Genomic DNA, 22,147 nt, shown 5'->3' with positions numbered 1-22,147 from the left:
TCGTCATGTGACAGTTGTCACAAAAAGATGAGAAGAGATGAAATGTTAAAGTTTGGATCTGTGGCGGGAACGGCATTAAATCGTCATTTAGACTGCAACAAGACAACCGCAGATTTGCAAACGGTCACAATTCCTCGCAGCCTGTGGTGACCGAATATGACCGTTTGTGTGGATTTGACCGTTTTGGGGGAGTGACGGGGGGAGCGGTCCCCGTTATCGATGATTTACGCTGATTATCTGCCGCCAGCCAGATCGATAAAACTGCCGGTGACGTAAGAGGCCGAATCCGACAACAGCCAGCAAATCGCCTGCGCGACCTCTTCCGGCTGCCCGCCGCGCTGCATCGGCAGGTTGGCTTTCACGCGGTCCACCCGCCCCGGCTCACCGCCGCTGGCGTGGATGTCAGTGTAAATCAAACCGGGGCGCACGCAGTTAACACGAATACCGTAGGCCGCCACTTCCAGTGCCAGACCAGTGGTAAGCGTATCAACCGCGCCTTTCGATGCCGCGTAATCGACATATTCACCCGGCGCGCCCAGACGGGAGGCCGCCGAGGAGACATTGACCATCGCGCCGCCCTTTCCGCCATGACGATGCGACATGATTTTCACCGCCTCGCGACAGCAGAGGAAATAGCCGGTCACGTTAGTGGACAGCACGGTGTTGATGCGCTCAGCGGTGAGATTCTCAATGGTCGATTGCTGGAATAAGATCCCGGCGTTATTGACCAGCGCGGTGAGCGTGCCGAGTTCATCGGTTAGCCGCTTGAACATGGCAACCACCTGCGCCTCGTCGGCGATATCGGCTTTTATGGCAATCGCATTGCCGCCGCCAGAGATGATTTCATCGACGACAGATTGCGCAGCAGCTTCATTATTGAGGTAATTGACGCCGACGGCGTAACCTTGTTCGGCGAGTAATATCGCCGTTGCACGACCGATGCCGCGGCTGGCACCGGTCACTAACGCTACGCTGTTCATGGGTATCTCCTTTTCGGAAAGTGAGCAAATCATAGAGGGGATGGTTTCAATTACAACTTCGGCTTTAGCTTTAGCTTTAGCTTTAGCTTTAGCTTTAGCTTTAGCTTTAGCTTTAGCTTTAGCTTTAGCTTTAGCTTTAAATTCAAGGTCAAGACCTTGGGCTCGCCGCCCAAACTGGCCTTAAGAGGGGCTTATCGCCGCCCCCCTTAAGAATCCCGGGCTCTTTAAAACATGTGCCATGCAGACCGGCTATGTTTCAGCGGCTTTCACTATTGCCGCAAAATCCCGCCGCTGCGCGGTTCCCTACGTCGGGTTACAACCCGCGCATAAAACACGCGCGGTTTTCCACCTCTTCCTCCGGCGTGATTTTTGAACGCGGCCAAAGCTTTTTAGGTCACAACTTCACCCACTCAGATCATTTCAAAAAAACCAAACTCTTTGCTTAATTTATATTTGTTTTGTTTTTAAAAAAGGTGGGATGGCGCGATCAAAAATCCTGCTGAACGGAGCGGCTTCGAGACCATAGGCTCGAAGACCGAGAGAGGGAACCGCGCAGCGGCAGGGTTTTGCGCCACACGCGGAAGTACCAGAACACGTCCATCGGCCTAGCGACAGCACGTGTTTTAAAGAGCCGGAGATTCTTAAGAGGCGCGGCGATAGGCGCCTCTTAAGGCCGGTTTGGGTGGCAACCCAAGGTCTTGACCTTAAGGCCGGTTTGGGCGGCAACCCAAGGTCTTGACCTGAAGGCCGGTTTGGGTGGCAGCCCAAGGTCTTGACCTTGAATTTTAAAAGCCAGTTTGGGTGCCAGCCCAAGGTCTTGACCTTAAGGCCGGTTTGGGTGGCAACCCAAGGTCTTGACCTTAAGACCGGTTTGGGTGGCAACCCAAGGTCTTGACCTTAAGGCCAGTTTGGGTGGCAACCCAAGGTCTTGACCTTAAGGCCAGTTTGGGTGGCAACCCAAGGTCTTGACCTTAAGGCCGGTTTGGGTGGCAACCCAAGGTCTTGACCTTGAATTTTAAAAGCCAGTTTGGGTGCCAGCCCAAGGTGTTTAATTACTCGTAATCACTCATCGGTACACATGAACAGAACAAATTTCTGTCCCCGTATACGTCATCCAGACGCTTCACCGCTGGCCAGTACTTATTCTCGCTACCTGCCGGGAATACCGCCAGTTCGCGGGTGTACGGATGGTTCCACTCGCTGACCAGTTCGTCCTGCACGTGCGGCGCATTCACCAGCGGATTATCGGCCAGCGGCCATTCGCCCTGGGCCACGCGGTCGATCTCCGCGTGGATTGCCAGCAGCGCGTTGATGAAGCGATCCAACTCCACTTTACTTTCCGATTCAGTTGGCTCAACCATCAGTGTACCCGCAACCGGGAAGGACATGGTTGGGGCGTGGAAGCCGTAGTCGATCAGACGCTTGGCGATATCCATTTCGCTGATGCCGGTGGCTTCTTTTAGCGGGCGGATATCCAAAATACACTCGTGTGCCACACGGCCATCGCGACCGGTATACAGTACCGGATAGGCGTCTTTCAGACGGGTTGCAATGTAGTTGGCATTCAGTATCGCCACCTGGCTGGCTTGTTTCAAGCCTTCTGCGCCCATCATGCGGATGTACATCCAGCTAATTGGCAGAATCGAAGCGCTACCGAAAGGTGCCGCAGAAACTGCACCATTTTGCGTCAGCACGCCATCAATCTGCACCACGCTATGACCTGGAACAAACGGCGCCAGATGGGCTTTCACGCCGATAGGACCCATGCCCGGACCACCACCACCGTGTGGGATACAGAACGTTTTATGCAAGTTAAGGTGCGAAACGTCCGCGCCGATGTAGCCTGGCGTCGTAATGCCGACCTGCGCATTCATGTTCGCGCCATCAAGGTAAACCTGACCACCGTACTGATGCACAATCTGGCAGATTTCGCGGATGGTTTCTTCGTAAACGCCATGCGTTGACGGGTATGTCACCATGATGCAAGAGAGTTCATCACCCGCCTGCACCGCTTTTTCACGCAGATCGTTCAAATCGATGTTGCCCTGCTTGTCACAGCCCACCACGACTACGGTCATGCTCGCCATCTGGGCAGATGCCGGGTTGGTACCGTGCGCAGAGCTTGGGATCAAACAGATATGGCGGCGGCTTTCGTTACGACTTTCGTGGTAACGACGGATCGCCAGCAGACCCGCGTATTCACCCTGCGCACCGGAGTTCGGTTGCATACAAACGGCATCGTAACCGGTCAATTGCACCAACCATTGTGACAGTTGGCCGATCATTTGCTGATAACCGCCTGCCTGTTCCGTTGGGCAGAACGGGTGCAGGTCAGCGAACTCCGGCCAGGTGATGGGCATCATCTCCGCGGCGGCGTTCAGTTTCATGGTGCAGGAACCCAGCGGGATCATTGCCTGATTCAGCGCCAGATCCTTTTTTTCCAGACGGTGCATGTAACGCATCATCTCGGTTTCACTATGGTACTGATTGAATACCGGATGAGTGAGAATAGGAGACACACGCAGCATCGCCGCAGGAATGGAATGGCTGTCAGTCGACGCAATGTCGTCCAGTTTGTCGATGTCCAGACCGTTGTTGTCACCCAACAAGGCAGCGAACAAGACCTGTATGTCTTCACGTGAGGTGGCTTCGTCGAGTGTAATACCGACCGCACCATGAATATCCGTGCGCAGATTCAGGCCAAAGCTCAACGCGCGTTCCAGCACGGCGGCTTTGTCTTTCACTTCCACGGTCAGCGTGTCAAACCAGGTGTCGTGACGCAGGGTTAGACCGCCCTGTTTCAGGCCAGCGGCCAGAATGTCGGTCAGGCGGTGAATGCGTGACGCAATGCGCTTCAGGCCTTCGGGGCCGTGGAAGACCGCATACAGGCTGGCGATGTTGGCCAATAAAACCTGCGAGGTACAAATATTGGAGTTGGCTTTTTCGCGGCGAATATGTTGCTCACGGGTCTGCATCGCCATACGCAGTGCCGTTTTGCCCGCAGCATCGCGGGAAACCCCGATGATGCGGCCCGGCATGGAGCGTTTAAATTCGTCAATACAGGCGAAGAAGGCCGCGTGCGGACCACCGTAGCCCATAGGCACACCGAAACGCTGCGCGGAGCCGAAGACCACGTCAGCGCCCTGCTTGCCCGGCGCAGCCAGCATAACCAGTGCCATGATGTCAGCGGCAACGCTGGTAATAATTTTGCGGGATTTCAGTTCAGCCAGCAGCGCGCGGTAGTCATGCACTTCACCGGTAGTGCCCACCTGCTGCAACAGCACGCCGAACACGCCTTCCAGATCGAGCACCTTTTCGGCTTTATCGACAATGATGTCGAAACCGAAAGTTTCTGCGCGAGTGCGAACCACGTCCAGCGTTTGCGGATGCACATCGTCAGCCACAAAGAAACGGTTGGCATTCTTCAGTTTGCTGGCGCGTTTTGCCAGAGCCATGGCTTCGGCAGCCGCGGTCGCTTCATCAAGCAAAGAAGCCGAGGCCAGATCCAGACCGGTCAGGTCCAGCGTCAGTTGCTGGAAGTTCAGCAACGATTCCAGACGGCCCTGTGACACTTCAGGCTGATACGGGGTATACGCCGTGTACCAGCCCGGATTTTCCAGCATGTTGCGCTGGATAACCGGTGGCATCAACACGGCGGTGTATCCCATACCAATATAGGATTTGTAGCGTTGGTTCTGACTGGCAATGGCTTTCAACTCAGCCAGTGCCTGATGTTCTGTTACCGCATCACCGACCGCGGGTGGCCCCGGCAATTGGATATCGACTGGCACAATTTGCTGGATCAGGGCATCTAGCGAGCCGGCACCGACCGTCTCCAGCATTTGCTGTTGCTGCTGAGAAGAGGGACCAATGTGACGGCCGATAAAGGCTTCGCTGTGTTCGAGTTGGCTGAGAGTCTGAGTCATTTGCTACGCATTCCTGAAATCTGCTGGAGGTGTCTTGGGGTACTGACAAAAGCGACGGGTCTTGAATATGCCCCGCGAATAGGTTGCGGGGCGGCCGTGCCATGTTGCTTATTCGTCTACAGAAGCGGCGTATGCCTCTGCATCAAGCAGTTTGGCGATCTCAGTTTCGTCTGAAGCTTTAATCTGGAACAGGAAGCCGTCACCGTAAGGCGCACTGTTGACCAATTCAGGAGAACCTTCCAGCTCACTGTTGATAGCAATGATTTCACCGCTGATTGGTGAATAAATGTCAGAAGCCGCTTTGACGGATTCAGCCACGGCACAGTCTTCACCAGCAGCCACTTCGCGGCCGACTTCTGGCAGGTCAACAAACACCATGTCGCCCAGTAATTCCTGTGCGTGCTCGGTAATACCCACGGTATAGACACCGTTGCCTTCTGAACGCACCCATTCGTGTGATGCGGCGTATTTCAATTCTGCTGGAACGTTGCTCATGATTTTCTCCTAAATCCCGTTCATCCTTTGCTTAGAATGACGCCGGGTATTGAAATAAGTGTTTGTTGGCTCATTGCCGATGATAAATTCGTTACTGCGCCAGCGGTTTTCCGTTACGCACAAAACCGGGTTTGGTGACCTTCACCGGCATCTCACGGTTACGGATTTGCACCACGGCGTCTTCGCCGATACCGGCCGGAACGCGAGCCAGTGCAATGCTATAACCCAGCGTCGGCGAGAATGATCCGCTGGTAATAATGCCTTCCTGCACGTTACCTGCTGCATCAGTGAAACGCACCGGCAGCTCATTACGTAATACGCCTTTTTCGGTCATGGCCAAGCCAACCAGCTGTTCTGTGCCTTGCTCACGCTGTCTTTCCAACGCAGCACGGCCAATAAAATCACGATCTTCAGGTAACCAGGCGATGGTCCATCCCATATTAGCCGCCAGCGGGGAAATGCTTTCGTCCATTTCCTGACCATACAGGTTCATGCCTGCTTCGAGACGCAGCGTGTCGCGTGCGCCCAGACCGGCAGGTTTCACGCCCGCCGCCAGTAATTTTTGCCAAAAAACCGCCGCCTGTTCTTGTGGCAAGGCAATTTCATAGCCTGCTTCGCCGGTATAACCGGTGGTGGCGATAAACAAGTCACCCGCCTGCACACCGAAGAACGGCTTCATACCTGCAATGGCGGTTTTTTGCGCGTCAGTAAACAGGGTTTCAGCTTTCGTTTTGGCCTGCGGTCCCTGAACGGCGATCAACGCCAGATCGTCACGAACGGTCAATTCGATGTGGTAGGCCTGTGCTTGTTGCGAAATCCATGCCAGATCTTTCTCGCGGGTGGCGGAGTTCACCACCAGGCGGAAATAGTCTTCCGTCAGGAAGTAGATGATCAGGTCATCAATCACACCGCCGGAGGCATTGAGCATGCCGGTGTAAAGCGCTTTGCCGGGGACGGTCAGTTTGGCAACATCGTTGGCCACCAGATAACGCAGGAATTCACGGGTACGGGCACCGTGCAAATCGACGATGGTCATGTGCGAGACATCAAACATACCGGCATCCTGACGCACCGCATGATGTTCATCCAGCTGTGAACCATAGTGCAACGGCATCATCCAGCCGTGGAAATCGACCATACGCGCACCGCACGCGACGTGTTGTTCAAAAAGCTGAGTCTGCTTAACCATCTTATTCCTCATTTGAATACAAATGCATAAACGGCACACCACGTAAAAACCCAAAATCATTCGTGTTAGATCAAGGCGGCAACTGAGTGAATCCCCGGGAGCATACATAAGTATGTGACCGGGGTTCGCGAAGGAAGCCAACGCGGAGATAGCTCGAATGATGACGGGATTTTGCGTGGTGGCGCAAACGATACCCTTGCTTGAACTTACCACTGAATAAGCTCACTAACCATAAGTTAAAATATGCAGAGCAAAGGGAATGACAGTGAATGAGCTGAGGGATTGTGCAGAGTTTTTGACTGGGAAAATGGGGTTTGTAGCGCAAAACCTACAAATGGACGACCAAAATATCGATGTTATATAACGCGGAGACCAGATTTCTCACCATTTGCAGAATTAGATTTCTGGCCTCGCATTAAAAAATGTAATGCAAAAATGTGCCTAAAATTAGATTATTTCAATCGAAGCGCATCTTCCTGCAACCATTCTGGTAAATCATTCAGGCCCATCGCCTGACGAACCAGCGTTGGCTTCACGCCCGGCAGGGAGTCGGCCAACGTCAGGCCGATATCGCGTAGCAATTTTTTGGCTGGATGCTCGCCACTGAATAATTCACGGAAGCCCTGCATACTGGCCAGCATCAGCGCAGCGCTGTGTTTGCGACGGCGCTCGTAGCGGCGCAAATACATATGTTGACCGAAATCCTTGCCTTCACGTTGCAGACGTTTAATTTCAGATGCCAGTTCGGCGGCATCCATAAAGCCAAGATTGACGCCCTGACCGGCCAGCGGATGCACGGTATGGGCAGCGTCGCCCACCAGTGCCAGCCGTTGCGCCGCAAAGCTGCGCGCATAGCGCCCCATCAGCGGGAAGGCCTGACGCTCACTTTCCACCTGACAAACACCAAGGCGTAGGTCAAAAGTCGTGGCGAGTATTTTGTTGAACGCGTCCTCCGACAAGGCGGTCAGACGCTGTGCTTCATCCGGTGAGACTGACCAGACGATAGACGACAGATGGGCATCAGCCAGCGGCAGAAACGCCAAAATACCCTCGCCATGAAATACCTGACGCGCCACTGATTGATGCGGCTCTGCGGTGCGGATAGTTGCAACCAGCGCATGATGGCCGTAATCCCAGAAGGTTAGCGGGATGTCGACATGCTGGCGCAACCATGACTGAGCACCATCCGCGCCCACCACCAAACGGGCACTAAGCTGGCGACCATCAGTCAGCGTGATAAAGACCTCGTTCTCGCCCCAGGCGACATTTTTCAGCGTCGCGGGAGCCAGCAAAGTTATGTCTGACGACTGCTCCGCTTTCTGCCACAGAGCGCGATGAATCACCTGGTTTTCAATGATATGGCCCAGATGACTGAAGCCATATTCCTCGCTGCGGAAAGCAATTTTTCCGAAACTGTCGCGGTCCCAGACTTCCATACCCTGATAAGCATTCGCCCGCTGCGCCATGATATTTTCCCATGCGCCAACGTATTTAAGCAGGCGTTCGCTGGCGGCGTTGATCGCCGATACGCGCAGGCCAGGCTGTTCAGGTAAGGTCGAGGCGAGATCCGGCTGCTGGCTCTCCAGTACTGCAACACGCAACCCGCTGCCTTGTAATCCACAAGCCAGCGCTAAGCCAACCATGCCGCCACCCGCGATAACCACATCAAAAGATTGCATAATAATTCCTGTAAGGCTTGAGCATACTCAACGGTCAACCCATCCTAGCGTTCTGCGAGTGAAGGCATCGCGTAAGGGCGTAATACCTTCCATTGCCAGTAAACCGAGATTACGTCCGACCATGAGTGGCAGCCAGCGATTGGCGAATAAGTGGATCAGGCCATCGGTAACGCCAATGGTAGCCTGTTGATCGGGCTGACGGCGCTGCTGGTATTCACTCAGCACGCGATAACTGCCGATGTCGGTTCCGTGTGCAACAGCGCTGGCCAGCGTTTCTGCCAGCGTCATCACGTCACGCAAGCCCAGATTAAAACCCTGTCCAGCGATCGGATGCAGCGTTTGCGCCGCATTACCGACCAGCGCCAGACGGTGGCTAATATGACTGTTGGCTTTCTGTAATTGCAGCGGATAATTAAAGCGCGTGCCGGCCTGTTTCAGGGTGCCGAGTCGCCAGCCGAAGGCTTTTTGCAGTTCGCTGAGAAATTGCGCTTCACTCCAGCCATCGATTTCCGCTTTAGCGTCACGCGGATGGCACCACACCAGCGAGCTGCGCCCGTCGGACATTGGCAATAAGGCCAGCGGTCCGTGTTGTGTAAAGCGTTCGAACGCGCGGCCATGATGCGGTTCGGAAGTCGCGACATTGGCGATGACCGCGATCTGACCATAGTCTTCCCGCTGCCAGCCAATATTGCAGGCCTTCGCCAGCGAAGAGTGCGAACCGTCGGCGGCGACCAGCAGTGGCGCGGTCAGCGTTTCTCCGGTGTCCAGCGTCACGGTGGCGGAATCCACTGTACGCGCGACATCAATGACTTTCGCCGGACAATGCAGCGTGATGCCCGGCGCTTCGTTCAGCAGTGTAAACAGACGCTTGCCGACTTGATGTAACTCAACCACCTGACCCAAGGCTTCGACGCCGTAATGGGCAGCATTGAGATGCACAAAGGCCGCATGGCCGCGATCGCTGACGTGGATATCTCGGATCGGCGTGGCGATTTTCGCCAGCGCTGGCCAGATGCCGACACGCGCCAGTTGCTGACAAGTCCCCTGCGCCAGTGCGATCGAGCGGGCATCAAAACCCGGATGCCCATGATGTTCTGGCGCTGTAGCTTCCACCAGATGCACTGGCAGACGACCCTGCGTCAGCGTGGAAATCGCCAGTGCCAGAGTGGCGCCGGTCATTCCGCCGCCGACAATAATGATGCTCATATTATTTCCGTGCCGCCGCCATTAGCGCTTCAATATCATCGGCTTCTTTAACGACGTTGCCAGTGAAGATCTCAATCCCCGTGGCGGTGATCAGAATGTCGTCCTCGATACGGATACCAATGCCGCGATAGGCTTCTGGCACATCGGCATCTGGCGCGATATACAGGCCCGGCTCAACGGTCAAGACCATGCCGGGCTCCAGCGTACGGCTGCGATCGGCGGTGCCATAATGGCCGACATCATGCACATCCATCCCCAGCCAGTGAGATAAACCATGCATAAAGAACGGGCGATGCGCCTGCTGGTTGAACAGCGTCTCGACGTCGCCGCTGAGGATCCCCAACTTCACCAACCCTGCGATCATCACGCGAATCGCAGCTTCGGTGGCTTCCTGAATGCTGCTGCCTGGGCGCAGGACATCCAACGCTTTATATTCAGACGCCAGTACGATGTCATAAATTTCACGCTGCTCTTTACTGAATTTGCCACTGACCGGGAAGGTACGAGTGATATCACCCGCATAACCCTGATATTCACAACCGGCATCAATCAGTACTAAGTCACCCTCGCGCAGTTCGGACTCATTTTCGGTGTAATGCAAAATACAGCCGTTTTCACCGCTGCCGACGATCGTGTTATAGGAAGGATAACGCGCACCGTGGCGGTTGAATTCATGATGAATTTCGCCTTCGAGATGGTATTCAAACAGACCTGCACGGCATTTTTCCATTGCGCGGGTATGGGCTTTGGCCGTGATCTCACCGGCGCGGCGCATAATGGCAATCTCCGCCGGCGATTTGAACAGACGCATTTCATGCACAATGGGACGCCAGTCGATGAGGGTGTCCGGCGCGGCCAGATTCTTACGAAAACCGTTACGCAGGGTTTCCAACGCACGGTTTACAATCTCGTCCGCATAGGCGTAATAACCCTGTGCGTGGTACAGCACGTCAAGGCCGTTCAGCAGAAGGGGCAAGTGCTCGTTGATGTCGTCAAAAGGCAGGGCTTTATCGACGCCCAGTTTTACCGGAGCCGCATCCTGACCCAGACGGCGACCAAACCAGATTTCCGCCGTCAGATCGCGCACGCGGTTAAAAAGGACACTGTGGTTATGGTTTTCATCACTCTTCACCAGGATCAGCACTGCTTCTGGTTCATTAAAACCGGTCAGATACCAGAAATCGCTGCTTTGACGGAAAGGATATTCACTATCAGCATTACGTGTTGCTTCTGGCGCGGCGAAAATAATGGCTGCGCTGCCCGGTGCCATCTTGGCTAACAGCGCCTGACGACGATTCTGGTATTCGTGCAAAGTCATCTCACCTTCTCCTGAAACCGTTTTAGTTCATGGTTATAAAGCCATTGATGAAGTACTTAATGCAATGTGCGTGGACTTTCGGGTGCGAGCGGATGGCTGTGGCTGAATTCGCCAAAGCACAGAATCGCGGCAACGCGGACATATTCGACCACTTCTTCGAGCGACGAGGCCAGTTGCTCCTGATCTTCATCTTCTTCATATCCAAGCTGCGCGATGCTGCGCAGGTCGTCAATCGCTTCGCCGACTTCGCCTTTCACTTTGGCAAGCTTCGGTTGCATCATGCCTAAACCGAGCAGGTAATGGTTGACCCATCCGGCAAGCGCATCGGCGCGTTCGAAGATCGGTTTTTCATCATCAGGCATCAGCATTTTGAATTCAAAGCTGTCATCTTCCAGCGTATCTGCCGTGATCTTTCGCAGTTGTTGCAGCAAGTCAGCCAGCGTATGCGGGAACGCTATGCCTTCGTTGGTCAGATCATGGACCAGCGTCAGCCAACTGCCGTCACGGTTACCGCCACAGAGTAAGCCGCTGATCAGTCCGTGCATTTCTGCTGCCGTCAAGGCGACTGATTGTTGTTTCAGTGCGTTTTCCAACGAATCATAAGTAGGATAAGTATTATCAATAGACATGCGTATTCGCCATCGTTGGCCAGTTAAGTTCGTGTTATGCTACCACCAAGGTCAGTCGTAGTACCAGATTAGCAGACCAGCGAACGGCAGTTGTTAAGCCTTACCTTGGCCGGCAAATGCACTGGACAAATATCCAGCAGTCAGTTCGTGATAGGGTTGTAACCTGGTATTGAGATAGTTATAGTGATGTCGCTTCCAACATCCTGTGTCGAGACACAGTGCTCAGGTTGGGGCGGCGTACAAAGAAGGCAGGAAGGTGGCATGTCTGCACAACCAGTAGATATTCAAATTTTTGGCCGCTCGTTACGAGTGAATTGTCCGCCAGAACAACAAGAAGCGTTGAACATGGCTGCTGAAGATCTTAATCAGCGGTTGCAAGATCTAAAAGTACGCACTAGAGTCACCAATACAGAGCAATTAGTTTTTATCGCGGCATTGAATGTATGTCACGAACTTGCTCAAGAACGGTTGAAAACCCGTGACTATGCCTCCAATATGGAACAACGTATTCGGATGCTGCAACAAACCATCGAGCAGGCATTGCTCGAGCAAGGTAAGATCTCTGAACGTGAAGGGGCACCTTTCGAATAACGGTAATTTACGAATAACTTAAGGGGTTGATTCGCTTGTCACAGGCAGTCAGCAACGAGTAAAAGAATTCTCTGAGATGTTCGCCAGCGGGCCCGTCCCCTGAGCCGATAATTAGTACCAACAGAATGTGATGATCCGTAATCGGTGCGCATGCTCGGCCCGTCCGAGAAGCCTAAAGACTGCGACAGCGCGTTCACCTTGAACCATGGGTTCAAGGGTTACAGCCTGCGACGGCATCTCGGAGATCCCCCCTTTCTTCCGGTACAATCCATTTTGGTTCTTGTATCTATGTCGCACACTCCTCAACATGCTTTAATCAGACAAATTCTTCGAACTGAAATCCGCCAACGCAGAAAAAATCTTACCCCCGAACAGCAATCCAATTTTGCTCATCGGGCTGCTGAACGCGTTGCCTCACACCCGCAAATTCAGGCATCTTCAGCGATTTCAGTCTTTCTCTCTTTTGATGGCGAACTCGATACCGCACCGCTGCTCTTACGTCTGTGGCAAGACGGCAAACAGCTTTGCTTGCCGGTACTGCACCCCTTCATCCCCGGAAACTTGTTATTTCTGCGTTATACGCCAGAGACCAGACTCGTCCGCAATCGGCTAAAAATCCTCGAGCCGCAGTTAGACGTCACCCAGGTCGTCCCACTTTCGCAGTTGGATATTATCCTGACACCGCTGGTGGCATTTGATCAGCACGGACAACGCCTGGGAATGGGTGGCGGCTTCTACGACCGCACGCTGGAAAACTGGCAACACGGTGGTCCCTATCCGATAGGATTGGCGCATGATTGCCAGCAGGTCAGCGACTTGCCAGTGGAAGAGTGGGACGTACCGCTGCCGGAGGTTATTACCCCAAGCAGAGTGTGGAAGTGGTGAATAAAATACAGCAAAAAGGCGCCCGTAGGCGCCTTGGCGAGAACTTTTGACGCTAATGCCCTCAATCATTCGAGCTGGCTTAAGCCAGTGATTCGGTTCTCCGAATGCACTAACGAAGCTGTAGCGCGAAGGATGACAAGCATATTAGTACAGAAGACGCGCACGGATGGTTCCCGGTATCGCCTTCATCAATTGCAGTGCGTTGGTCAGCGTCGCGACGTCTGTCTCGGCGTCGATCACCACATAACCAATTTGCGGACTGGTCTGCAAATACTGGGCGGAGATATTGATACCTTTCTCGGCGAAAATCTGGTTGATACTGGTCAGCACGCCCGGACGATTTTCGTGGATATGCAATAAACGGCTGGCATTGGCACCATGCGCTGGCAGTGATGCTTCTGGGAAGTTAACCGCTGACAGCGTTGAACCGTTGTCAGAGTATTTTGCCAGTTTTCCCGCCACTTCCAGACCGATGCCTTCCTGCGCTTCCATAGTGGAACCACCGATATGCGGCGTCAGGATCACGTTATCAAACTCACACAGTGGCGACAGGAACGGGTCGCTGTTGGTGGCCGGTTCTTCCGGGAACACGTCGATAGCCGCGCCGGAAATATGTTTGCTGCGCAGCGCATCACACAGAGCAGGGATATCAATCACCGTGCCGCGAGAGGCGTTAATCAGCAATGCGCCGGGTTTCATCTGCGCCAACTGGTCCGCGCCAATCATGTCTTTGGTATTTGCCGTTTCCGGTACGTGAAGCGTTATTACGTCGCTGGTATTCAGTAGCTCATTCAGACTAGCAATCGGCTGCGCATTACCGAGTGGTAACTTGCTTTCAATATCATAGTAGAACACCTGCATACCCAAGCCTTCCGCCAGGATACCGAGCTGTGTACCGATATGGCCGTAACCAATGATCCCCAGACGTTTACCGCGCGCTTCAAATGAGCCAACCGCCAGCTTATGCCACACTCCACGGTGGGCTTTGGCGTTGGCAGAGGGAATGCCGCGGATCATCAGCAACATTTCACCGAGCACCATTTCAGCGACGGAACGGGTATTGGAGAAGGGCGCGTTGAATACCGGGATCCCACGACGGGTAGCAGAATCCAGAGCAACCTGGTTAGTACCGATGCAGAAACACCCCACGGCAATCAGCTTTTCAGCCACAGCAAAGACATCTTCAGTCAATTGGGTACGCGATCGGAGTCCAACAAAGTGCGCATCACGAATCGATTTTTTCAGCGATTCAGTGTCTAAAGCACCTTTATGAAATTCAATATTGGTGTAACCCGCTGCGCGGAGTGAATCCACCGCACTTTGGTGGACGCCTTCCACTAACAAAAATTTAATCTTGTCTTTCTCGAGTGATACTTTTGCCATTTCCCGACCCTATTTTTCTGACTGACGATGTTTTCGACCGACGATTTATTACGGCTGACGTGGCGACCTAAAGGCCGCAGCACAGTCAACATAACAAAAAATTCGCCAGCATCAATACAAACGATTGCCTGGCACCCAGCAGAAGGCTCAATCAGCGCAGGGGATTTTAGAATTTAATGCTGGGTAAGAAAAACCAAACCGGATGATACCAAGGTATGAAGGGGAAATGTGACATAAGTCACCAAATTTAAGCTTTTGAAGAAAAGATGATTCAACAGGAAAATTATCATCTTCATAACATAGTGTTATGACCGCATAGCCACTGGCTGCGTCAGAAGTCACACAGCCAGATCTTCTGCTTATCATTCGTTAGATTAAAAACGGCCTGAGCATCAATTATTTCAAGGTGACGGTTTTTACGCCTTCAGCAGTGCCCACCAGCGCGACATCGGCGCCACGATTGGCGAAAAGACCCACAGTCACCACACCCGCAATATTGTTAATCTTATTTTCCAGCGCGATGGCATCGAGAATTGAGAGATTATGCACATCCAGAATGATATTGCCGTTGTCTGTCAGCACATTCTGACGGTACTCCGGCAGGCCACCCAGCTTAACCAGTTCACGAGCCACGTAGGAGCGTGCCATTGGGATCACTTCCACCGGAAGCGGGAATTTACCCAACACACCGACCTGTTTGGAAGCATCGACAATACAGATAAATTTTTTGCTAATGGCTGCAATGATTTTTTCGCGGGTCAGCGCCGCGCCACCGCCTTTGATCATCTGCATCTGTCCGTTGATTTCGTCGGCGCCATCAACATATACGTCGAGCTGGTCCACTTCATTGCTGTCAAAAACGTGAATGCCGAGGCTTTTCAGTTTCGCGGTGGACGCATCTGAGCTGGATACCGCACCTTCAATCTGATGTTTTATCGAGCCTAATGCATCAATAAAATGAGCCGCCGTGGAGCCGGTGCCAACGCCAACAATAGTGCCGGGGGTAACATAATCCAAAGCGGCCCAACCGACAGCTTTCTTTAATTCTTCCTGATTCATCATGGCTTCTCTGCTCTCTGATCGGGTGATTTCGTGGAGATGACAATGCCAGTGATTATAATGCATGTCCTCTAAAATTGGGTCATCTGGATCCGCGCCAGATCACACTTATCATCTCATTGATCGGTTCACCCTGAAGATTTTGTCCGCCACTAAAGCCGTAAATCTATGGCATAGTATTCGGATAAATTAAATCCAGGAGACAGAACTCCGATGAAACGCCCAGACTATAGAACGCTGCAAGCACTGGACGCAGTGATCCGCGAGCGCGGTTTCGAGCGCGCGGCGCAGAAACTTTGCATCACTCAATCGGCGGTATCTCAACGCATTAAGCAGCTCGAGAATTTATTCGGCCAACCATTGCTGGTCCGCACAGTGCCGCCCCGCCCGACAGAACAGGGACAGAAATTGCTGGCGCTGCTGCATCAGGTAGAACTGCTGGAAGAGGAGTGGCTGGGTAATGACAGCGGTACCGACAGCAATGACACGCCTTTGCTGCTGTCGCTGGCGGTTAACGCCGACAGCCTGGCAACCTGGCTGCTGCCAGCGCTGAAATCTGTACTGGTTGACTCGCCTATCCGCCTCAATTTGCAGGTAGAAGATGAAACACGTACGCAAGAACGCTTGCGTCGTGGTGAAGTCGTGGGTGCGGTAAGTATTCAGCCCCAACCTCTGCCGAGTTGTCTGGTGGACCAACTGGGCGCGCTGGACTATCTGTTCATTGGATCAAAACCCTTTGCAGACCGCTATTTCCCCAATGGTGTTACCCGTAGTGCGCTGCTGAAAGCGCCCGCCGTCGCCTTTGACCATCTCGACGACATGCATCAGGCTTTCCTGCAGCAGAACTTTGATCTGTCGCCGGGCAGCGTACCGTGCCATATCGTTAGCTCGTCAGAAGCCTTCGTGCAGCTGGCTCGCCAGGGCACCACCTGCTGTATGATTCCCCATCTGCAAATTGAAAAAGAGCTGGAAAGCGGCGAACTGATCGACCTCACACCAGGCCTGTTCCAGCGCCGGATGCTGTTCTGGCATCGCTTCGCGCCGGAAAGCCGCATGATGCGCAAAGTCACCGACGCATTGCTGGCGCATGGCCACAAGGTGTTGCGTCAGGACTGATTGCCCGTGACATATCAGCCTAAAAAAACCCGCCGTAGCGGGTTTTTTTAGGCATCCAGACGGGTATTAGCGCTGGATTTCGAACACGACATCAACCTGATCATCGAAGTGAATGCTCTGCTGCTCGTAGGTCTGGGCAGCGGAGCTCTGACCTGCGGCTTCCGCCGTTTTATACATACGCGCTACCGGCATTGGCTGATAGTTCGCCACGTGGTAACGGATGCTGTACACCGGGCCGAGTTTTGCGTGGAAACCTTCCGCCAGTGATTTAGCCTGCTGTATGGCGTTGTCGATGGCTTTCTGACGCGCCTGATCGCGGAAGCTGTCCGGGTTAGCAACCCCCAGTTCAACGGCACGGATCTCATTCAGACCGGAGCTTAATGCGCCGTCCAGCAGATCATTCAGTTTGTCGAGCTGACGTAGCGTTACCTGAACCTGGCGCACGGCGCGGTAGCCTTTCAGCTCGCTACTGCCATCTTTCAGGTAGTTATATTCTGGCTGAGTACGTAAATTAGCGGCGTTAATGTCTTTCTTCTCAATGCCGTTTTTTTGCAGGAAGGCAAAATATTCGGCCACCCGCTGGTCAGCTTGTTTTTTGGCTGACGCAGCATCCTTGGCGGAAACGTTGACCTCAATAGCCAGCGTTGCAATGTCCGGCGTTGCATCAACACTGGCGGTCCCTGACGTGACCACATGTGGACCTTCAGGTACTTCAGCAGCCTGAAGTACCGCAGGTAACGTTCCTAACCCCAACATTGCGGCCATAGCCAATGCTTTCAATTTCACAGTGCCTCCTTTAATCATTTAAGATATGGCATTACGTTTATTAACGGCAAAACCGTAGCATATTCGATGGCATCAAGAACTAAGATTAGTGACAAAACCTTAAAAAAGGCGGGTTTGCCGGGCGAGTTGCAAGGCGATACCCCACATGATCGTCCCAACGAGAAAATTGATGATGCGCTGTACTTTCCCGGTATTAAGCCAGGGTGAGAGGGTCGCCGCGAGGATCGCCAGCCCGAAGAACCACAGTCCCGACCCCGAAACCGCACCGAGCGCAAACCATGAACGCTCATCGCTGCTGAGGCTACCGCCCAGACTGCCCAGCACCACGAAGGTATCAAGATAGACATGCGGATTCAGCCAGGTGACAGCGAGCATACTGAGCATAATTTTCCAGCGGCTTTGCTTCACCATTTGAGCCTGCGCCAGTTCAGGATTTTTGCTCAATGCCGTGCGAAATGCGCCCCAGCCGTACCACAGTAAAAAGATCACGCCGCCCCAACTGACTATCGCTAAGAGCGTCGGCGATTGGTCCAGCAAGGCGCTACCGCCAAATATTCCAGCACAAATAAGCACTGCATCGCTGAGGGCGCAGAGGGTGGCGATCATCAAGTGATATTGCTTGCGGATGCCCTGATTCATGACGAACGCATTCTGCGGCCCAATGGGTAAAATCATCGCGGCGCTCATTGCCAGTCCCTGCAGAAATATTGCCAGCACGTGGTTATCCTTAAACAGTTAATCAGGTGAATAATAACGTGCAGTGTAGGTGAGCTTTTACATTAGCGGAAATTGATAATTCTAATCCTTCATTAGGATTTCTAATAATCCTATTCGCCTGATACAACCACAAAAAAAGCGCCCGCAGGCGCTTGATGTCTATGTAGAGACGGCAAGGTTATTACACCGTCTCTTTCTATTCGACTGAACGTTGCGCTTCCTGCTGGCTGCCTACCGCATCAGCCACGCGGTATAAATGCACATCCATCTGCGGATAAGCAATGTTGATATTATTTTTATCCAACGCACGTTTGAAGGCTTCAAGCAGATCCCAGTTAACTTCTATCGCATCACCATTGGTTGTCCAGACGCGTACCACAAAGTTAAGCGTTGATGCCGCCATTTCGTTCAACCGGACGGTAACGCCCTTCTCATGCTGAATACGTTTATCGGCAGCAATGATGTCACCGAGAACTTTTTTCACCACGTCGATATCAGAGTCATAACCCACACCGACGATGATTTCGGTACGGCGGTTAGGCTCTCGTGAATTATTGATGATGTTGCCAGCAATGATCTTACCATTCGGCACCACAATTATTTTGTCGTCCGGCGTCCGCAAGGTGGTGGAAAAAATCTGCACCTGCGTCACAGTCCCCGCCACGCCGCCGAGATCGACATATTCGCCAGCGCGGAACGGACGAAAAATAACCAGAAGCACACCTGCGGCAAAGTTCGACAGTGACCCTTGTAGCGCCAAGCCAACCGCCAAACCCGCGGCACCGATAACAGCAATCACCGACGTGGTTTGTACGCCAATACGTCCCAATACCGCGATCAGGGTGAAAGCAATAATCGCATAACGCACCAGGGCGGCCAGGAAATCGGAGACGGTCATGTCAATGCCACGCAGCTTCATTACCCGGCTGACGGTGCCAGAGAGTATGCGTGCAATGATCAAACCGATGACCAGAATGGCAATAGCGGCCACTACGTTCACGGCATAATGCAGCAGTAAATCCTGGTTTCGCACCAGCCAATTGCCAGCATTGTTAATGCTACCCACAACGTTCAAATCATCCATTTAATTATTCCAAAATAGTACCCTGACGGGCTGCAATAAACCAAAGCTGCCCAATATACGGGGAGCAAGTGTGCATTAAGATTAACGAACAATGCGATGAAGTTCCAACATCCCAGGTAAGATCTCTATCAAATCGGGAACCTGAACGGCTGTTTTTTTAACCGCTCGGATATTGAGAAACGCCCGCGCAGCGGATAAATACCGCTGCGCGGGATGTCAGACGCGTTTCCAGGTGAAGGCGTAGTGGTAATGACCGGCGGTCAGCAGGAAGTCCGGGCTGACACTCGGGCTCCACGAATCATCGCCGCCGACGCCCATATGGAAGCCGTCAATGTTCAGCCAGGTGCCCGGCTCTTCACGTAATAAGTGACGATGGCGGGTGTCCATCAGCTGTTGCAGGCTGTAGCGGCTCAGACCGAAGTGAAAATTGCCACGCAGCTGCCATCCGGCATAATCCAGTTCACGGGTGCCACCGCGCAGACCGCTTTCCGTCGGGAAGACATACGGCGTATAAAGCGCCGCCAGCGGTAACGTCCAGCGACCATGTTGTGCGGCCAGACGGCGATCCGGATAGTTTTCATGGGGCCCCAGCCCTAACCAGCTTGCGTTTTCTGCGGTATCCGCCAACTGGCAGGTCATGCCGATGCGGCCCGGCGACGGCACGTTCGACGCGACGCGCACATCCACGTCGATATGCAGTTCACCCTGATTGTCGATGCGGTAAACCTTGCTGCTCAGCACGCGGGTTTCATCTCCGGCGAGGAAGGCGTGTCTGGCAACAATGACCACGCGATCTTGTAACTGATCGGCCATCACACTCAGCGTGCGGGATTCCAACTGATACATCCCGGCGGCTTTCCAACGTTCCACCCACGCATTCGGGTCGATGCGAGTGACTTCGCTGACGCCGATATCGTTATCCACCGGCGCACGCACAAACTGGTCTCGTAGCGCAGAAAGCAGGCGCGGCGTTTTGCCATCAAACCACTGTTCCAGCAAACCGGTCTGCTGGCTGAACTGCCAGCGCTGCTTGCCGTGTGCAACGAAAATCTTATCGCCCTGTATGTCGAGAACCGGTGCATCTGCGGTGACTTTCTTCGGTACCGGCAGGCTCAACGCCTGTGGCAACTGCCATTGATCCCACGCGCTGCGATGCCCAGCTTCTGACCACGCCGTCGCTTGCGGCTGATGCACAGCAACGTTCAGCCATAAATCCCCTTGCGCCTGCGGGATCTGCCCCAGTTCCAGCGTTTGCGTGCCGTTCGGCGCGATCTTCAGCGCGACCTCGCCCTGTGCAATCACGTCGCCATCGCGCTCGATGCGCCAGACCAGTTGCTCGTTATCGCTGTGGCGGAACAGGTATTCGCTCTGAATGTGCAGTGTCAGTGGCGCAGTGCTGACCAGTGAAAACTGGAAGAACTGCTGGGCGCGTTGCGCTTCGAACAGCGACATATAACGTTCGCCGCCTTCGCCGGTGCGCAACAAACTTTGATCGACCCAGTCCCAGACAAAACCGCCCTGCAAACGCGGGAACTGGCGGAAGGCTTTCCAGTATTGATCGAAACCGCCGAAGCTGTTGCCCATCGCATGGGCGTATTCGCAGAGGATCAGTGGGCGCATTTCATCTGGCATGCTGATCCATTTTTTGATCGACCATTTGGGTACCGCCGGGAACGGCTGATCCTGTTCTACGCGGGAATACATCGGGCAGATGATATCGGTCGCGGCACTGTTTGCGCCGCCGCCTTCGTACTGCACCGGACGGGTCGGATCGACAGACTTGATCCAGCGGTACATGGCGTCATGGTTCGCGCCGTGACCGGACTCATTGCCCAGCGACCAGATGATGATACAAGGATGATTACGGTCGCGCTGAACCATGCGGGTAACACGTTCACTGAAAGCGTTGAACCAGACAGGATCGTCCGATAAACGGTTCATCGGTTGCATACCGTGAGTTTCGATATTGGCTTCATCCACCACGTATAGACCATATTCACGATGTCACGACGCATGGTGGCTTCGTCCATCACCTGGCCGTTTTCAGGATGATGCTCATGGCGGTTAGTGCCGCGAATCAATACCGGCTGGCCGTTCACTTTCAACAGCCCGTTGCTGATTTCCACCTGCCGGAATCCGACGTCGCAAGCTTCAGCTTCGATCAATTCACCGGTCGGCGAAATCAGGGAAATCACCACGCGGTATAGCGCAGGCTGCTCGGCGCTCCATAACGCGGGATGGCTGACCGGCAGACGCACGGTGGTTTTGTCGAACGCATGGCCGCGTTCATCGATGATCTCACTACCGAGCGCTTGCTGGTGCTCCGCGATAAATTCATCTCCCAACCACAGCTGGACATGTACCTGATAATCTCTGGCCGTTTCCTGCGGTACGGCGGCGCTGACCTGCACTTCCAGTTCGGCTTGCGTGAAATCGTGGAACAGGTGCGTGCGGACCTGATAATCGGTGATCTGCTCCGCCGGTTTGTGCATCAGAACGACGTCGCGGAAGATCCAACACACCGCTGAGGTCGAATTCTGCCGGTAATCGGCTATCCTGCGAATACCCCATCCACTGACCGTTGCACCACAGATAAAATGCTGAATTGACGCCGTTGAACACAATACGCGTCTGACCGCGGCTCAGCCATGTCTTATCCACATCAACTGTGAGCGAGTAACATCCGGTAGGATTTTCTTCCGGTACAAATGGTGGGTTGATGGGGATCGGGTACTGAACATTGGTATAAATCGGTGCGTCGTACCCTGCCAACTGCCAGTTTGATGGCACCTGAACCGGGTCAGCATCAGGAAGATCCTGTTGCAGCCACTGTTCAGGCACAGCTTCTGGTCGGGTAAAATAGCTGAATCCCCACTCGCCGTTCAGGGAGCGAAGACATGAGGAGGGCTGATTCTGTTTGGCTTCGGCGGTATCGCGCCAGCTATTGAAAGGCGGATGCGCCACGAGGCGGTTGACCTGCGTCGATGCCGGTTTTTCCCAGTCACGACGGGCCAGAACCACAGCCAGCGATGACAGTTTCTCATCCTTTGATGTACTCATGATTTATCCCCTTAAATTGTTATGCGCTCACAATAAGAATGAAC

17 protein-coding genes, 1 other RNA gene and 1 pseudogene are annotated in these 22,147 nt (G+C 53.6%); 5 read left to right on the top strand and 14 right to left on the bottom strand.

The genetic code is table 11. The features are described from left to right. Positions 1 to 233: 233 nt before the first annotated feature. The gene (locus tag IEV89_RS20295) at positions 234 to 980 is read right to left on the bottom strand and encodes an SDR family oxidoreductase (protein WP_188475330.1); all 747 of its coding nucleotides are present in this window, start codon (positions 978 to 980) and stop codon (positions 234 to 236) included. On the opposite strand from IEV89_RS20295, the gene IEV89_RS20290 reads away from it, so the two are divergent. After that, positions 979 to 1,164 carry a hypothetical protein gene (locus IEV89_RS20290; RefSeq protein WP_188475329.1) on the top strand — a complete coding sequence of 62 codons (186 nt, stop codon included), beginning with the start codon at positions 979 to 981 and terminating at the stop codon, positions 1,162 to 1,164. The genes IEV89_RS20295 and IEV89_RS20290 overlap by 2 nt on opposite strands. Positions 1,165 to 2,032: 868 nt before the next feature. On the opposite strand, the gene gcvP is transcribed toward IEV89_RS20290, so the two are convergent. From gcvP to IEV89_RS20255, 7 genes are all read right to left on the bottom strand, one after another. Continuing rightward, positions 2,033 to 4,906 carry an aminomethyl-transferring glycine dehydrogenase gene (gcvP, locus tag IEV89_RS20285; protein WP_188475328.1) on the bottom strand — a complete coding sequence of 958 codons (2,874 nt, stop codon included), beginning with the start codon at positions 4,904 to 4,906 and terminating at the stop codon, positions 2,033 to 2,035. 108 nt (positions 4,907 to 5,014) lie between these two features. After that, on the bottom strand, positions 5,015 to 5,401 hold the full coding sequence (gene gcvH / locus IEV89_RS20280; protein ID WP_188475327.1) for a glycine cleavage system protein GcvH: 387 nt from the start codon (positions 5,399 to 5,401) through the stop codon (positions 5,015 to 5,017). A 91-nt stretch (positions 5,402 to 5,492) separates the two neighbouring features. Beyond that, positions 5,493 to 6,590, bottom strand: a complete 1,098-nt coding sequence (gene gcvT, locus IEV89_RS20275; RefSeq protein WP_188475326.1) for a glycine cleavage system aminomethyltransferase GcvT — start codon at positions 6,588 to 6,590, stop codon at positions 5,493 to 5,495. A 452-nt stretch (positions 6,591 to 7,042) separates the two neighbouring features. Beyond that, positions 7,043 to 8,269, bottom strand: coding sequence for an FAD-dependent 2-octaprenylphenol hydroxylase (ubiI, locus tag IEV89_RS20270; protein ID WP_188475325.1), 1,227 nt, complete (start codon positions 8,267 to 8,269; stop codon positions 7,043 to 7,045). A gap of 27 nt (positions 8,270 to 8,296) precedes the next feature. Then, positions 8,297 to 9,475 (bottom strand): 2-octaprenyl-6-methoxyphenyl hydroxylase, encoded by a 1,179-nt coding sequence (gene ubiH, locus IEV89_RS20265; protein ID WP_188475324.1) that lies wholly within the window; start codon positions 9,473 to 9,475, stop codon positions 8,297 to 8,299. Position 9,476: 1 nt separating this feature from the next. Beyond that, positions 9,477 to 10,793: a Xaa-Pro aminopeptidase gene (pepP, locus tag IEV89_RS20260; RefSeq protein WP_188475323.1), complete on the bottom strand. Its 1,317-nt coding sequence runs from the start codon at positions 10,791 to 10,793 to the stop codon at positions 9,477 to 9,479. A 56-nt stretch (positions 10,794 to 10,849) separates the two neighbouring features. Beyond that, the gene (locus IEV89_RS20255; RefSeq protein WP_188475322.1) at positions 10,850 to 11,422 is read right to left on the bottom strand and encodes a YecA/YgfB family protein; all 573 of its coding nucleotides are present in this window, start codon (positions 11,420 to 11,422) and stop codon (positions 10,850 to 10,852) included. 261 nt (positions 11,423 to 11,683) lie between these two features. Here IEV89_RS20255 and zapA point away from each other — a divergent pair, with 261 nt between their 5' ends. The 3 genes from zapA to IEV89_RS20240 all read left to right on the top strand — a co-directional run bounded on the left by zapA (position 11,684) and on the right by IEV89_RS20240 (position 12,898). Beyond that, positions 11,684 to 12,013, top strand: coding sequence for a cell division protein ZapA (gene zapA, locus IEV89_RS20250; RefSeq protein WP_034793021.1), 330 nt, complete (start codon positions 11,684 to 11,686; stop codon positions 12,011 to 12,013). A 65-nt stretch (positions 12,014 to 12,078) separates the two neighbouring features. Further along, positions 12,079 to 12,262: non-coding RNA, 6S RNA (gene ssrS / locus IEV89_RS20245), on the top strand. A 39-nt stretch (positions 12,263 to 12,301) separates the two neighbouring features. After that, positions 12,302 to 12,898, top strand: coding sequence for a 5-formyltetrahydrofolate cyclo-ligase (locus IEV89_RS20240; protein WP_188475321.1), 597 nt, complete (start codon positions 12,302 to 12,304; stop codon positions 12,896 to 12,898). 144 nt (positions 12,899 to 13,042) lie between these two features. Here the strand turns inward: IEV89_RS20240 and serA are convergent, their stop codons facing one another. Both serA and rpiA read right to left on the bottom strand, forming a co-directional pair. Further along, a complete protein-coding gene (serA, locus tag IEV89_RS20235) occupies positions 13,043 to 14,281 on the bottom strand; it encodes a phosphoglycerate dehydrogenase (RefSeq protein WP_188475320.1) in 1,239 nt (412 codons plus the stop codon). Between the two features lie 396 nt (positions 14,282 to 14,677). Further along, positions 14,678 to 15,340, bottom strand: a complete 663-nt coding sequence (gene rpiA, locus IEV89_RS20230; RefSeq protein WP_188475364.1) for a ribose-5-phosphate isomerase RpiA — start codon at positions 15,338 to 15,340, stop codon at positions 14,678 to 14,680. A 213-nt stretch (positions 15,341 to 15,553) separates the two neighbouring features. On the opposite strand from rpiA, the gene IEV89_RS20225 reads away from it, so the two are divergent. After that, complete coding sequence (locus IEV89_RS20225) at positions 15,554 to 16,456, top strand: LysR family transcriptional regulator ArgP (protein ID WP_188475319.1); 903 nt, start codon at positions 15,554 to 15,556, stop codon at positions 16,454 to 16,456. 66 nt (positions 16,457 to 16,522) lie between these two features. Here IEV89_RS20225 and IEV89_RS20220 read toward each other — a convergent pair whose 3' ends face one another. From IEV89_RS20220 to IEV89_RS20205, 4 genes and pseudogenes are all read right to left on the bottom strand, one after another. Continuing rightward, positions 16,523 to 17,242: an oxidative stress defense protein gene (locus tag IEV89_RS20220; protein ID WP_188475318.1), complete on the bottom strand. Its 720-nt coding sequence runs from the start codon at positions 17,240 to 17,242 to the stop codon at positions 16,523 to 16,525. A 99-nt stretch (positions 17,243 to 17,341) separates the two neighbouring features. Beyond that, positions 17,342 to 17,959, bottom strand: coding sequence for an arginine exporter ArgO (argO, locus tag IEV89_RS20215; protein WP_188475317.1), 618 nt, complete (start codon positions 17,957 to 17,959; stop codon positions 17,342 to 17,344). A 196-nt stretch (positions 17,960 to 18,155) separates the two neighbouring features. Next, positions 18,156 to 19,043, bottom strand: a complete 888-nt coding sequence (gene mscS / locus IEV89_RS20210) for a small-conductance mechanosensitive channel MscS (protein ID WP_188475316.1) — start codon at positions 19,041 to 19,043, stop codon at positions 18,156 to 18,158. Between the two features lie 216 nt (positions 19,044 to 19,259). After that, positions 19,260 to 22,103: pseudogene (locus tag IEV89_RS20205) on the bottom strand (beta-galactosidase). Positions 22,104 to 22,147: the final 44 nt, after the last annotated feature.

It is taken from the genome of Hafnia psychrotolerans, assembly GCF_014639435.1.
Classification (GTDB): domain Bacteria; phylum Pseudomonadota; class Gammaproteobacteria; order Enterobacterales; family Enterobacteriaceae; genus Ewingella; species Ewingella psychrotolerans.
Note: the sequence above shows the minus strand (reverse complement) of the source record. Positions and strands in the feature narration are given on the sequence as shown.

Coding starts and splice junctions, on each gene's coding strand:
- IEV89_RS20290 (WP_188475329.1), top strand. CDS start 979: ATGGGTATCTCCTTTTCGGAAAGTGAGCAAATCATAGAGGGGATGGTT.
- IEV89_RS20295 (WP_188475330.1), bottom strand. CDS start 980: ATGAACAGCGTAGCGTTAGTGACCGGTGCCAGCCGCGGCATCGGTCGT.
- gcvP (WP_188475328.1), bottom strand. CDS start 4,906: ATGACTCAGACTCTCAGCCAACTCGAACACAGCGAAGCCTTTATCGGC.
- gcvH (WP_188475327.1), bottom strand. CDS start 5,401: ATGAGCAACGTTCCAGCAGAATTGAAATACGCCGCATCACACGAATGG.
- gcvT (WP_188475326.1), bottom strand. CDS start 6,590: ATGGTTAAGCAGACTCAGCTTTTTGAACAACACGTCGCGTGCGGTGCG.
- ubiI (WP_188475325.1), bottom strand. CDS start 8,269: ATGCAATCTTTTGATGTGGTTATCGCGGGTGGCGGCATGGTTGGCTTA.
- ubiH (WP_188475324.1), bottom strand. CDS start 9,475: ATGAGCATCATTATTGTCGGCGGCGGAATGACCGGCGCCACTCTGGCA.
- pepP (WP_188475323.1), bottom strand. CDS start 10,793: ATGACTTTGCACGAATACCAGAATCGTCGTCAGGCGCTGTTAGCCAAG.
- IEV89_RS20255 (WP_188475322.1), bottom strand. CDS start 11,422: ATGTCTATTGATAATACTTATCCTACTTATGATTCGTTGGAAAACGCA.
- zapA (WP_034793021.1), top strand. CDS start 11,684: ATGTCTGCACAACCAGTAGATATTCAAATTTTTGGCCGCTCGTTACGA.
- IEV89_RS20240 (WP_188475321.1), top strand. CDS start 12,302: ATGTCGCACACTCCTCAACATGCTTTAATCAGACAAATTCTTCGAACT.
- serA (WP_188475320.1), bottom strand. CDS start 14,281: ATGGCAAAAGTATCACTCGAGAAAGACAAGATTAAATTTTTGTTAGTG.
- rpiA (WP_188475364.1), bottom strand. CDS start 15,340: ATGAATCAGGAAGAATTAAAGAAAGCTGTCGGTTGGGCCGCTTTGGAT.
- IEV89_RS20225 (WP_188475319.1), top strand. CDS start 15,554: ATGAAACGCCCAGACTATAGAACGCTGCAAGCACTGGACGCAGTGATC.
- mscS (WP_188475316.1), bottom strand. CDS start 19,043: ATGGATGATTTGAACGTTGTGGGTAGCATTAACAATGCTGGCAATTGG.